The organism is Streptomyces diastatochromogenes, from assembly GCF_002242805.1.
Classification (GTDB): domain Bacteria; phylum Actinomycetota; class Actinomycetes; order Streptomycetales; family Streptomycetaceae; genus Streptomyces; species Streptomyces diastatochromogenes.
The window spans coordinates 1-12,491 of sequence record NZ_MCGQ01000063.1 but is presented as its reverse complement, the minus strand read 5'-3'; the positions used below and the strand labels follow the sequence as shown (position 1 = coordinate 12,491).

The 12,491-nt window shown below is 72.7% G+C and carries 9 protein-coding genes; 4 read left to right on the top strand and 5 right to left on the bottom strand.

The genetic code is table 11. The features are described 5' to 3' along the window. Positions 1-94: 94 nt before the first annotated feature. The gene (locus tag BEK98_RS44170; protein WP_094222489.1) at positions 95-916 is read left to right on the top strand and encodes an SDR family oxidoreductase; all 822 of its coding nucleotides are present in this window, start codon (positions 95-97) and stop codon (positions 914-916) included. A gap of 45 nt (positions 917-961) precedes the next feature. Here the strand turns inward: BEK98_RS44170 and BEK98_RS44165 are convergent, their stop codons facing one another. Beyond that, complete coding sequence (locus BEK98_RS44165; RefSeq protein WP_094222514.1) at positions 962-3,424, bottom strand: SpoIIE family protein phosphatase; 2,463 nt, start codon at positions 3,422-3,424, stop codon at positions 962-964. Positions 3,425-3,599: 175 nt separating this feature from the next. On the opposite strand from BEK98_RS44165, the gene BEK98_RS44160 reads away from it, so the two are divergent. The 3 genes from BEK98_RS44160 (at position 3,600) to BEK98_RS44150 (ending at position 8,010) form a co-directional block, all read left to right on the top strand. Beyond that, positions 3,600-5,666 carry a SpoIIE family protein phosphatase gene (locus tag BEK98_RS44160; RefSeq protein WP_094222488.1) on the top strand — a complete coding sequence of 689 codons (2,067 nt, stop codon included), beginning with the start codon at positions 3,600-3,602 and terminating at the stop codon, positions 5,664-5,666. A 93-nt stretch (positions 5,667-5,759) separates the two neighbouring features. Next, on the top strand, positions 5,760-7,238 hold the full coding sequence (locus BEK98_RS44155) for a glutamate-cysteine ligase family protein (protein ID WP_094222487.1): 1,479 nt from the start codon (positions 5,760-5,762) through the stop codon (positions 7,236-7,238). A 91-nt stretch (positions 7,239-7,329) separates the two neighbouring features. Next, the gene (locus tag BEK98_RS44150) at positions 7,330-8,010 is read left to right on the top strand and encodes a DUF6215 domain-containing protein (protein WP_094222486.1); all 681 of its coding nucleotides are present in this window, start codon (positions 7,330-7,332) and stop codon (positions 8,008-8,010) included. Positions 8,011-8,022: 12 nt separating this feature from the next. On the opposite strand, the gene BEK98_RS44145 is transcribed toward BEK98_RS44150, so the two are convergent. From BEK98_RS44145 to BEK98_RS44130, 4 genes are all read right to left on the bottom strand, one after another. After that, positions 8,023-8,943 carry an EamA family transporter gene (locus tag BEK98_RS44145; protein ID WP_341869049.1) on the bottom strand — a complete coding sequence of 307 codons (921 nt, stop codon included), beginning with the start codon at positions 8,941-8,943 and terminating at the stop codon, positions 8,023-8,025. Positions 8,944-9,124: 181 nt separating this feature from the next. Then, positions 9,125-10,252 (bottom strand): saccharopine dehydrogenase NADP-binding domain-containing protein, encoded by a 1,128-nt coding sequence (locus tag BEK98_RS44140; protein ID WP_094222484.1) that lies wholly within the window; start codon positions 10,250-10,252, stop codon positions 9,125-9,127. Further along, on the bottom strand, positions 10,249-11,001 hold the full coding sequence (locus tag BEK98_RS44135; RefSeq protein ID WP_094222483.1) for a TauD/TfdA family dioxygenase: 753 nt from the start codon (positions 10,999-11,001) through the stop codon (positions 10,249-10,251). Before BEK98_RS44135 ends, BEK98_RS44140 begins: the two co-directional genes overlap by 4 nt. Before the next feature lie 35 nt (positions 11,002-11,036). Next, positions 11,037-12,455, bottom strand: coding sequence for a DUF6002 family protein (locus tag BEK98_RS44130; protein WP_094222482.1), 1,419 nt, complete (start codon positions 12,453-12,455; stop codon positions 11,037-11,039). Between the last annotated feature and the right edge of the window lie 36 nt (positions 12,456-12,491).

Here is a 12,491-nt window from a genome sequence, read left to right as displayed (position 1 = left end):
TGACTAAGGATAGACAGCGCCCGGACGGATCGGCTAGCGTAGCGACTTAGTTAGTCAACTAACTCAGTCCAACGGACTCGATCGAGGAGACGTCATGATCGTCGTAACGGGTGGTACGGGGAACGTCGGGCGGGCCCTGGTCGCGCAGCTGGCCTCCGAGGGAGAGGCCGTGACCGCGGTGGCCCGGCGCATCACCCCCGAGGACGTCCCGGCGGGGGTGCGGGCCGTGGCCGCCGATCTCGGGCAGCCGGCCGGTCTCGGCCCCGCGCTGGAGGGGGCCACGGCACTGTTCCTGCTCGTCGCCGGGGACGACCCGGAAGGAATCCTCAAGCAGGCCGCCAAGGCCGGCGTCACCAAGGTGGTCCTGCTGTCCTCCCAGGGCGTGGGCACCCGGCCGCACGGCTACGCGCACGCCGCCGGCTTCGAGGCGGCCCTGGCCCGATCCGGACCGGCCTTCACCGTGCTGCGCTCGGGCGGGATGGCCTCCAACGCGTTCGCCTGGGCCGAGCCCGTCCGGCACCACCGCACCGCGGCGGCACCCTTCGCCGACGTGGCCCTGCCGTTCGTCGACCCGGACGACGTCGCCGCGGTCGCCGCCGCCGTCCTGCGCCAGGACGGGCACGACGGCCTCACCTACACCCTGACCGGCCCCGAGGCCACCACACCCCGGCAGCGGGCCGCCGCCCTTGCCCAGGCCCTCGCCGAGCCGGTGACCTTCGTGGAACAGAGCCGCGAGGAAGCCCGCGCGCAGATGGCGCAGTTCATGCCGAGCGCGGTGGTGGAGGCAACCCTGTCCATCCTGGGCGACCCGACCCCGGAGGAGCAGACGGTCAGCGGGGACGTCGAACGGATCCTGGGGCGGCCCGCGGCTCCCTTCGCGGCGTGGGCGGCACGCAACGCGCCGGCGTTCCGCTGAAACGCGGAACTCACTCAGAGAGTGCCGGCCGGCGCCTCGCAGGCCTCACGGGATCTCCTGCTCGGCCCAGATGATCTTCCCCTCGGCCGTGTACCGGGCGCCCCAGCGGAGGGCGAGCTGGGCCACCAGGAACAGTCCGCGGCCGCCCTCGTCCGTGCTGCGGGCGTGCCTCAACCGGGGGGCGGTGCTGCTGGCGTCGGCGACCTCGCAGGTCAGGCGGGCGTCGCGGAGCAGCCGTAGCCGGATGGGCGAGTCGGCGTAGCGGATCGCGTTGGTGACCAGTTCGCTGACGATGAGTTCCGTCGTGATGGCCTGTTCCGGGAAGCCCCAGTCCATCACCTGGCGGGTCGCCGCGGCCCGGACGTGTCCGACGGCGGCCGGGTCGGCGGGCACGTCCCACGACGCCACCTGGTCCGCGGCGAGGGTGTGGCTGCGGGCCAGCAGCAGGGCGATGTCATCGGGCTGCGGCTCGGACATCAGCTGCTGCACGGCGGAGGTGCACAGCGTGCCGAGGTCCGCCTCGGTCCGGGCCAGCGCCTCGCAGAGCCGGGCCATGCCCGACTCCACGTCCCCGTCACTCCCTTCGATGAGGCCGTCGGTGAAGAGACCGAGGAGGCTGTTCTCGGCCAGCTCGATCTCGGCGGCTTCGAAGGCCATGCCGCCCAGCCCGAGCGGCGGCCCGGCCGGGATCTCGGGGTAGTAGGCGTGTCCGTCCGGTGTGACGATGACAGGGGGCGGGTGCCCGGCCCGGGCCATCGAGCACCGCCGGGAGACCGGGTCGTAGACGGCGTAGAGGCAGGTCGCGCCGGTGAAGGTCGACGTGCTCCGGTCGGCCGGGGCCCGCTCGGTCTCCTCGTCGCTCAGCCGCAGCACCAGGTCGTCGAGGTGGGCGAGCAGTTCGTCGGGCGGCATCTCCATGTCGGCGAGGGTCTGCACCGCCGTACGCAGGCGCCCCATGCTGGCCGCCGCGCCGATGCCATGGCCCACCACGTCACCGACGACGAGGCCGACGCGTGCGCCGGACAGGGGGATCACGTCGAACCAGTCGCCGCCGACCCCGCCCGTCGGGTCCGCCGGAAGGTAGGAGGAGGCGACCTCCACCGCCGTTCCGCCGGTCAGGGCGTGGGGCAGCAGGCTGCGCTGCAGGGTGACGGCCGCGGTGTGCTCGCGGGTGTAGCGGCGGGCGTTGTCGACGCACACCGCCGCGCGTGCCACCAGCTCCTGGGCCAGCAGGACGTCGTCGGGCCCGAACGGGACCGTGTTGAGCGACCGGGCGAACGTGGTGAGGCCCAGTGCCGTGTTCCGCGCCCGCATCGGCACGGAGATGAGGGAGTGCACACCGAACTCCCGGATGCGGGCCGCTCGCTCGGGCTGCTCGGTGGCCCACAGGGCGTCGGACGGGTCGAGGACCGGGATGAGGACCGGCTCGCCGCTGATGAGGAGGTTGACGTCGCTGGGCGGAGGCAGGAAGTACACCTCCTCGCCGATCCGCACCACGGCCTCGGGGACGCCCTCCCGCACCGACTGCAGTCCCGCGCGGCGCATCGACGGCCGGGCGGGCGCCGGTCCGGCATCGGTCAGCCAGGCACCGTGGCCCTCGGTGCTGAGCACGGGCTCCAGGAGGTCGACGGCGACGAAGTCGGCGAACCGCGGGACCGCGAAGTCGGCCAGTTCCTGGGCCGTCTCCAGCACGTCGAGGGTGGTGCCGATGCGGGTGCCTGCCTCGTTGACCAGGGACAGGATCCGGCGGGCGGTCCAGCGCTCGGTGACGTCCAGGACCATGTAGCAGACCGCGGTGGTGGTGCCCTCGGCGTCCACCAGGGGGAAGAAGGAGGTGGAGTAGGCGTGCTGGCGATGCGGATCGGCCCAGCTCCAGCCGCTGTACTCGTAGTCGGTGACCGGCTCCCCCGTCGCCAGCACCTTGCGCATCAGGCCTTCCAGGGTCTCCGCCTGCAGCCCCGGCAGCAGTTCGCTCAGCCGGTGCCCCAGCCGCTGTTCCCGGGGCACACCGCCGAACCGCTCCAGCGTGTCGTTCAGCCAGATGTAGCGCAGCTCCAGATCCATCACGGCCATGCCGACCGGTGCGCGGGTCAGGAATCCGTCGAGGACGGACTGGCCGACCGTCCACTGCGGCCGCTGCTCCCGTGCCGAGAGCAGAAAGCACTCCTGCCCTCCCATCCGGAAGGCCGCCGAGACCCGGAGATCGATCTCGATGCGGCGGCCGTCCCGGTGTCGTACGGGCACGAGACCGTTCCATCCCATTCCGGCGCGGCACCGCTCCGCGATGCCTGCGGCACGGGCCGGGTCCTCGGGCACCGCCAGCAGGCGCGCGGCCGGCTGGCCGACGACCCCGGGCGCGGGGCGGCCGAGCAGCGCTTCCGCGCCCCTCGTCCAGCCGACCACGACGCCGTCCGCCGAGATCACCGCCGCGGCGTCGGTGGAGGCGTCCAGGAGATCATGCGGTTCCACGGATGTGGACGCGTCGAAACCCTTTCGCGGTGGTTCCATCTGCTCCATCCTCTTTCTCCACCATGGTCCTGCTTGTTCACTGGATACGCACGGGCCGGTGCTGGGGTTGGGGCAGGCGGAACCAGGGGGCAGCATGGAGGTGACGGTCATCGGCGCTCGGGCGTGCGGCCGTACCGGCACGGACGGGTGACCGGCCGCTGGAGGTGGATCTGGCATGGCAGTGGAATCCCTGCGCGCCGGCGGCGACGAGCAGAACCCCCAGCCGCCCCGGCCGACCGGCCTGCTGGACGTGCTGAGCGTGGCCGCGGTGGCACTGGACACCCGCGGGCGCATCGTCTTCTGGACCCCGCAGGCCGAGGACCTGTTCGGCTACACGGCGGAGGACGTCCTCGGCAAGTACGCCGCGCGGCTGCTCATCCGTCCCGAGCATCTGCAGGCCGTGGTGAGTCTGTTCACGGAGGTGCTGGAGACCGGCCGGGGGTGGGCCGGCGCCTTCCCGGTGCGGCACAAGGACGGCAGCAGCCGGCTGACGGAGTTCCGTACGATGCGGCTGCTCGACGACCTCGGCGACGTGTACGCCCTGGGCATCGCGGCCGACCACACCCTGCTCCAGCGGGTCGAGACCGACCTGGCGCTGTGCGAGCGGCTGATCAACCAGTCCCCGATCGGGTTGGCCCTCATGGACCCCGATCTGAAGTATCTCCTGGTCAACCCGGCGCTGGAGCGGATCGACGGGATCCCGGCGGAGGACCACATCGGCCGCCATCTGCGGGAGACCCTGCCCTTCCCCGACGTCAACACCGTCGAGTCCGCCCTGCGCCAGGTGCTCACCACCGGCACTCCCCTGCTCGACCAGTACCACGTGGGCCGTCCCCCGGCCGATCCCGAGCACGAGCACGCCTGGTCACTGTCCTTCTACCGGCTCGAGGACCCCGGTGGGCGGGTCCTGGGCGCGGCCGCGTCGGTCGTCGACGTCACCGAGCGGCACCACGCAGCCGCCGAGGCGGACCGGGCCCGGCGGCGGCTGGCGCTGATCGCCGACGCCTCCGCCCGGGTGGGCACCACGCTGGAGGTGGAGCAGACCGCCCTGGAGCTGGCCGACATCTGCACGCCCGTGCTCGCGGACGTGGTCGCCGTGGACGTCCTCGACTCCGCGCTGGCCCTGCGCCGCGCCCGCCGGCCGGACAACGGCCCGGAGCTGTTCCGCGCCCTCGCCCTCAAGGCGGCCCACCCCACGGTGGCGCTCCGTGCCGCCGACGCGCCCGGCAACGTCGCCTCGTACGACGGCGACCGCCTGGTCACCCTGTGCGTCCACACCGGCCGGCCGGTCCTGGTGCGCCACGTCGGGGCGCGGGATCTGCGGCAGATCGCCCGGGACGCCGAGGCCGGCGCGCTCCTGTCCCGGGCCGGCGTGCACTCGTATCTCGCCGTGCCGCTGATCGCGCACGGTGAGGTGCTCGGCGCGCTCGATCTCAAGCGCACCCGCAACCCGCTGCCCTTCGACGAGGACGACGTCGTCCTGGCCGGCGAGCTGGCCAGCCGTGCCGCCGTGGCCATCGACAACGCCCGCTGGTTCCAGAGCGTGCGCAACACGGCGCTCACCCTCCAGCGCAGCCTGCTGCCCGACCACTCGGCGCACCACACGGGCCTGGAACTGGCCTCCCGGTACCAGCCCGCGCAGGCCACGAGCGAGGTCGGTGGCGACTGGTACGACGTCATCCCGCTGGCCGACGACAAGACCGCCCTGGTGGTGGGCGACGTCATGGGCAACGGCATCGACGCGGCCGCGACCATGGGCCGGCTGCGCACCGCCACCTGCGCGTACGCGGACCTGGATCTGGCCCCCGGCGCGGTGCTCCAGCACCTGGACAAGATCACCTGCGATCTGGAGCACTACATCGTCACCTGCCTCTACGCCGTCTACGACCCCCGCAGCAGGCGGTGCACGATCGCCAACGCGGGACACATGCCGCCCGCCCTCGCGCGGCCCGGTCGGGCGCCCGTGTATCTCGACCTGCCCACCGCCGCTCCGCTCGGTGTCGGCGGCATCCCGTTCGAGGCCACGACGACCGAACTGCTGCCCGGCGACCTGCTGGTGCTGTACACCGACGGTCTCGTGGAGACCCGGCAGCACCCCATCGACGACCGCCTCGACGTCCTCCTCGGCTTCCTCGACGAGCCCCGCAGGCCGCTGGAGGAGACCTGCGACCTCCTGCTGTACGGCCTGCGCCATCCCGACGACCACGACGACGTGGCCCTGCTCGTCGCCCGGGCCCTGTAGCTCGTGCGGCGGCTCTCCATCCGCTTGGTGGGGGTCGCCCGTCGGTGCGACTCTGGGGGAGAGGTGTCCGAGGAGCGGAACCCTGGAGGGCCGATGGGACGGGACGTCCCGGCGCTCGTCTTCACCCGCGAGGACCGCCGCCGGTACCGGATCAAGATGCAGGAGTGCCTCGACGCCCTGGCGCAGATGCTCCGCGACGCACGCTTCGAGTCCGAGCGACCTCAGGTCGGGCTGGAGATCGAGCTGAACCTGGTCGACGACCGGGCCGAGCCGGCGATGCGCAACACCGATGTGCTGGAGGCGATCGCGGACCCCGCGTGGTCGACCGAACTGGGCCGGTTCAACCTGGAGATCAACGTTCCGCCGCGCGGGCTGACGACGGGCGGACCCGACGCGTGGGAGTCCGAGATCCGCTCCGCGCTGAACCACGCGGACGAGCGGGCCAGATCGGTGGGCGCCCGCCTGGTCATGATCGGCATCCTGCCCTCCCTGCGCCAGGAGGACATCGGCGAGGCGTCCCTGTCGGAGAACCCGCGCTACCGGCTGCTCAACGACCAGGTCTTCGCGGCCCGGGGCGAGGATCTGCGCATCGAGGTGGACGGCGTCGACCGGCTGCGGACCTACGCGGACACCATCACTCCGGAGGCCGCGTGCACCAGCACCCAGTTCCATCTGCAGGTGTCCCCGGAGACGTTCGCCTCCTACTGGAACGCGGCGCAGGCCATCGCCGGGGTCCAGGTCGCCCTGTCGGCCAACTCGCCGTTCCTGTTCGGCAAGGAGCTGTGGCACGAGACCCGTATCCCGCTGTTCGAGCAGGCGACGGACACCCGCCCGGAGGAGATCAAGGTCCAGGGGGTACGGCCGCGGGTGTGGTTCGGCGAGCGCTGGATCAACAGCGTCTTCGACCTCTTCGAGGAGAACCTGCGTTACTTCCCGGCCCTGTTGCCCCTGTGCGACGAGCAGGACCCCGGGGAGACGCTGGACCGCGGGGACATCCCCGACCTCTCCGAACTCACCCTGCACAACGGCACCATCTACCGCTGGAACCGGCCCGTCTACGCCATCGCCCACGACCGGCCGCACGTCCGGGTGGAGAACCGGGTGCTGCCCGCCGGACCGACCGTCGCCGACACGCTCGCCAACGGCGCCTTCTACTACGGGCTCACGCGCGCCCTGGTGGAGGAGGACCGCCCGGTGTGGTCGCGGATGTCCTTCTCCGCGGCCGAGGAGAACCTCCACACCGCGGCCCGGCATGGCATCGAGGCGCTGCTGTACTGGCCGGGCATGGGCGAACTCCCGGTGCCCGAACTGGTGCTGCGGCGGCTGCTGCCACTGGCGCACCGGGGGCTGGAACTGTCCGGCATGGACACGGCCTGGCGGGAGCCGCTGCTCGGCATCATCGAGCAGCGCTGTGTCACCGCCCGCAACGGGGCCGTGTGGCAGAAGGAGATGCTCCACCGCATCGAGGACACGACACAGGCCGGCCGCCACGAGGCCCTGCGGCGGATGACGGAGCTGTACATCGACTTCATGCACCTCAACGCCCCGGTGCACACCTGGCCCGTCGACTGACGGAGCCTGCCCCCTATAGGAGATGCCGGAGGAGACGATCACCGGTTAGGCTCCTCCCGCGTTTGTCGGGGGACGGCTGAAGTGGGGGAACATGGTGGACGATTCCGCGTCCGAGCAGGCCCGGAGACCGGTGGTCCAGGCACTCGCGGCGGTGTTGGTCTTCGCGGGGGTGGCGGGAGTCCTGTGGGCGCAGGCGGCACTGGACGGCTCCTCGGACGAGGGACCGGCCAACTGCTCCAGCGACCGTCACAAGCCCGGCAGACATGTGTCGGCAGCCCGGTTGTGTACGGCGCTGAACCGATCCGACCTGCCCGTGCTCCTCGGGACCCCGCAGGAACAGGCCGAGATCGCCTACGGCTCCGAGAGTTCGGCCAAGGACGCCGACGGCACGCAGACCCCCTCGTCCGAGGCGGAGGTCGACCTGAAGACGTACTCCGTGAAGCTGTGGGCATCGGACGACGATTTCCGGGTCGGCGAGTTCTCCGGGCTCTTCGCCAGCGACGTGGAGTCGAGGAAGGTCCTGGGTCACCCCGCCGTCCTCTACTCGGACAACACCATCTCCCTCCGCTTCAACCTCGGCGGTCGCGGCAAGATCGACTCCGGCCCCGGTGGCATCGCCCGTCATCTGCTGGTCGCCAAGGACCCGAAGGACGGGGGCGGTTCGCTCGAGATCGCCGTCTGGCGCCAGGACGACGCACCGCCCGACGACACCGCGCTCTTCCGCGTCGCCGAGCGGGTGCTGCCGACGGTCCCCGGCTGGACCGGCGGCTGAGGCCGGGCTCTGTCACGTGCCCTTGCCGAGCGGGCGCGGGCCGTGCGTCGCGCGCCGCGATCCGGTGTCCTCGGGCGGACCGTCGTCCGCGCCCTCCGCTCCGCCGTCCGTGTCGGCGGGTTCGCCCGAGCGCGTGGCCCCCACCGAGGCCAGGGCCACGGCGCCGACGCCCACCCACTGGGTCGCGGCGAGGTGCTGGCCCAGCAGGACCAGGCCCAGCAGGGCGCCGACCGCCGGTTCCAGGCTGGTGAGCACACCGAACACGCGGGGCGGGAGCCGGCGCAGCGCCTCCAGGTGGAAGGTGTACGGCAGGACGCTGGAGAGGACGGCCACGGCGGCGGCCAGGGCGAGGGTTCCCGGGGCCAGGAGCCGAGTGCCCGCCTGTGTGATGCCGTAGGGCAGGCTCAGCAGGGCCGCCCAGGTGACCGCGACAGCGAGGCCGCGGCCGTCGGGGACGCGCTCGGCCAGCCGCTTGCCGACCAGGATGTAGCCGCCCCAGCAGCAGCCGGCGACGATGGCGCAGGCGACGCCCGCTCCGTCGAGGGCGGTCCCGGAACGGCTGAGCAGCACGACTCCGGTGGCGGCCAGGCACGCCCACAGCAGATCGGGCACGCGCCGCGAACCGCACAGGGCGATGGCGAAGGGGCCGAGGAACTCGAGGGTGGTGGCGGCTCCCAGGGGCAGCCGGTCGACCGCTTCGTAGTAGGCGAGGTGGTGCAGGGCGAGCAGGGTGCCCGCCGCCGCGGCGATGCCCAGGGTGGCCCGGTCGCCCCGGATCCGGGGCCGCCACAGGGAGACCAGGACGACGGCGGCGATGCACAGCCGCAGGGTCACCACCCCGGCCGGCCCCACGGCGGGATACAGGCGGGTGGTGAGCGCGGCCCCGCCCTGCAGGCCGAGCACACCGCCCATGACGAGCCCCGGGGCGGGCACGGCACCGAGCCCTCGGCCGATGGCCGTGGCGGCGCGAGCGCGGGGGGTGTGGAGCCGGCTGATGAGGGGCCTCCTTCCGGCGGCCCGGCCCGCAGGGCACGGGGCCGCCTGACTTGGTGGATCGTCGCGGGGCTGCTGGCGCCCCGGGGGCCGGGCGGGGCCCGGAGGACGGGTTACGGCGTCACGCGGCCGAGTCCGTGCGCGCGGCGGGCCGTTGCGTGCGCAGGGTGTCGCGCAGGCTCAGGAGCCTGTGTGTCAGGGGTGCGATGTCCCTGGTGTGACGGGCTTCGGCCAGGTCCGGCAGACGGGCGGCCAGGGCCTGGTGGGCCCGTGGGCCGAAGCGGACCTCGCCGGACGGACGGACCGTGACACCGTCGTGTGCGGCCATCCTGGTCTGCCACGCCACCGCTTCGTCCTGGGTGAGACCAGGAGGCAGGTCGAGGCCGATGCGGCCGCCGGTGATACGGACGGGGTAGCCGCCCGGCAGTCCCAGCGGCCCGGGCAGGTCGGCGTGCACCTCCTGTTCTGCGGCCAGCCGGGCGGCGAGCACCGCGGCGGTGTGTCCCGTCACCGCGTTCAACTCCTCGCGGGAGCAGGCGCGGTGGGCCGTCAGCAGTTCGCCGACATGCGGTACCGGCCGGTCGTCCAGCCATACGCGGGCCTCGTCCGCGGGGTCGGCGGGTGCGTGCAGATGGGCATGGTGGGCGAGCACCCTGAGCCGTTCGCCGGCCTGCGGCCGCAGTACGGCGCGCAGGGATGCCGCCAGCGTGGCGGAGTTCCCCACGCCGCAGAACACGGGCAGTCCCTCGGCGTGCAGCAGGGGGTTGACCGCGTCGGGGTAGCAGGCGTTCACGAACAGCGTCGGGACCCGGCTGCTCCGGATCGCCTGTGCCACGTTCCGGGCCAGTACGGCATGGAGCGGCAGAGCGATGCCGAAGCCGCCGGCCGAGAGCAGGTCCGTCCACGCGGAGGGAGCCCGCGTGGCCTCCCAAGGGGACTGCACGGACGCGCAGTTGAGCACGACCCGGGGCCGGGTACGGGCCAGGACCGCGGTGAGCGCCTCCTGGTCGGCCGCGTCGACGGGCTCGGGCGTGAATCGGGTGGGGGAACCGGAGACCGCGGCCCGGGCGCCCGCGACGGCGGCGATCTCGTGGGCGGCCCGGGCGGAACGGGCGAGCACGGTCACCGTGCCGGGCGGTGGCACGGCCGCGACGGCCAGCGAGTAGCAGATGGCGCGGGCCAGGGACCCGCCGCCCACCACGGCGATGCCCTGCGCTTCCTCGTGCCGGGCGGCCTCTTCGGCCGTCATGCGGTGACCCGCTGGGCGATCTGGATGCGGCGCAGGTGGCGTCCGGTGTCGGTGAAGGCGTTGCGGGCGTGCAGCATGCGCCAGTTGTCGAAGACGAGCATGTCGCGCCGCTCGTACTGGATCGCGATGTGCTCCCGCTCGAAGTACGCCTTCGCGCCGTCGAGCAGCGGGCCGATGCGTTCGTCGTCCTCACGCACCAGGTTGTTGAAGGAGTAGCGGACGATGGTGCCGTCGGGGTGGTCCTCGATGACCGGGTGCTCGGGATGCAGGTCGAGGCCCAGGTGGCGCATCGCGTCCGTGGTCTCCCAGGTCCAGATCCGCTCGCGCAGGAAGGCGCGGTCGTCCTCGGCGAGCGTCGCGGTCCAGGCATGGGCGTCCGCGAGCGTGGTCTCGCCGCCGGCTCCCGTGTTGGGGGTCTCGCACCACAGGGCGAGGTAGCGCGGGGGCAGGCCTTCGAAGTCGTAGCCCTCGGAGTGCGGGTAGAGGGGTTTGGTGTTGCCCGCGTGGTAGAACTCGTCCATGCCCGGTTCGGGCCGGACGTCGCCGACCAGGACGCCGGTGTACTGCGGGACGAAGTCGCCGAGCCGCTTGGAGAAGGCCACCGGGTCGAAGGTCTCGGGTACGCGGCTCATGAGGACGTAGCCGTGGCGGTCCATCAGGGTGTGGAAGCTCTGCCACACCAGGTCGTCGGCGAGCGGTGCGCCGTTGAAGTCGGTCAGGGACAGCAGGCTGTCGGCGTGCCTGGGCATGGTTCCTCCTGTGTGTGGTCCGGTCCGGGGCCGGTTCAGCGGGCGGCGGTGGCGCGGACCGCGTCCTCGATGTGGCCGGCGAGTTCTGTCGCGTCGGCCGCGGTGCGGCGGTGTGCTTCGGGGACCGGCCGGTAGTCCTGGTCGCCGTAGCTGCCCGAGCCGTGGATCAGCAGGTCGTCGCTGTCCGGGAGCAGCCCGCGGTCGGCGGCGTTGAGGGTGCCGGTGACGGCCATGACCAGCGACCATTCGCGCAGCCTGCGGGGATCGGCGGGCAGAGCGAGGCCGGCGGCGGCGAGGAGGGCGCGCGCCTCGGCGTAGCGGCTCAGGCACTCGTGCAGGGAGACGACCACGCCTCCCCCGCCGTGCGCGGCGATCAGGGGGTCCATCCGGGCGGAGGTGACGGGGCGGCGGGTGTAGAAGGTGGGGTCGAGCTGTTCCTCGGGATCGAAGGTGGTCGCCGGGAAGTGCGGGTCCTCCTCCTGCCGGTAGAGGCCCGCTGCGGTGTCGAAGCGGTACGCGGGCAGGTTCGTCCGGTCGTGGGTGCCGTGGCGCAGGCTGAGCACCATGTCCGGGGTGCCGAGGTGCTGGACGAGGAAGTAGCGGGACTGCGGCAGGCTGCTTCCGCCGGCCGTGACCCTGCGGTGGCCCAGCTCGTGTCCGAGCAGTCCGAAGGCGCTGGAGACGGAGTGCACATGGGTGCGGCTGCGTGAGCCGTCGTCGCCCGTGGGGAGCAGGTCCCGCTCGGCGAAGGCCCGCAGGACGTCCGCGGCCCGGTAGTTGTCGAGCCCGAGGGTGTACCAGACGCGGGTGCCGTACTGCTTCCACAGCCGGTCGGCGTGGGTGACGGCGAACGCGGTGGCCAGCTCCTTGACCGCGGCCGGTTCCTCGCAGGCGTGCACCACGAGGGGGTTGCGGACGCGCAGTGCGGGGTCCTCGCTCAGCGGTGACGTCCACAGCTTGGCCGTGGACTGGGCCGGGACCACACTCGCGATGTGCAGCTGATCCGCCGTCACCAGCCCGCAGTCGACGGCTCGGTGGACCGCGTCGCGCAGTGCGGTGGCCTTGTTGGCGGAGGACGGGGTCACGATCAGGACGCGCTCGCCGGTCTCGGTGATGTGCCGTACCGCCCGGGCGACGATCACGAGCGACGCCAGGGTCTTGGTGGTGCGGGTCGCCGGGTTGCGCATCAGGTCGAGCAGGCGCAGGCGGTGGCCGCGGTAGGCGGGCAGGTCGGTGACGCCGATGTCGGAGACGGCGAAGAAGCGTTCCAGAGCGGGGCCGGGGTCGGGCAGCCGGAAGGCCGGGGAGAACATCGGGGCCCCGTCGGGGCCGTCGGAGCGGTCGTGTTCGAGAGCGGTCAGCGCCTGCCGCAGTTCGGCGTCGTAGTGCGTGAGGGCGTTCTTCAGGACCGTAGTCGTGGAGGTCTGTGCGGATGCGGAGAGGGTGGGGGTCACGTCGTTCCCGTTCGGAAAAGGGGGTGGGGGTGGGGG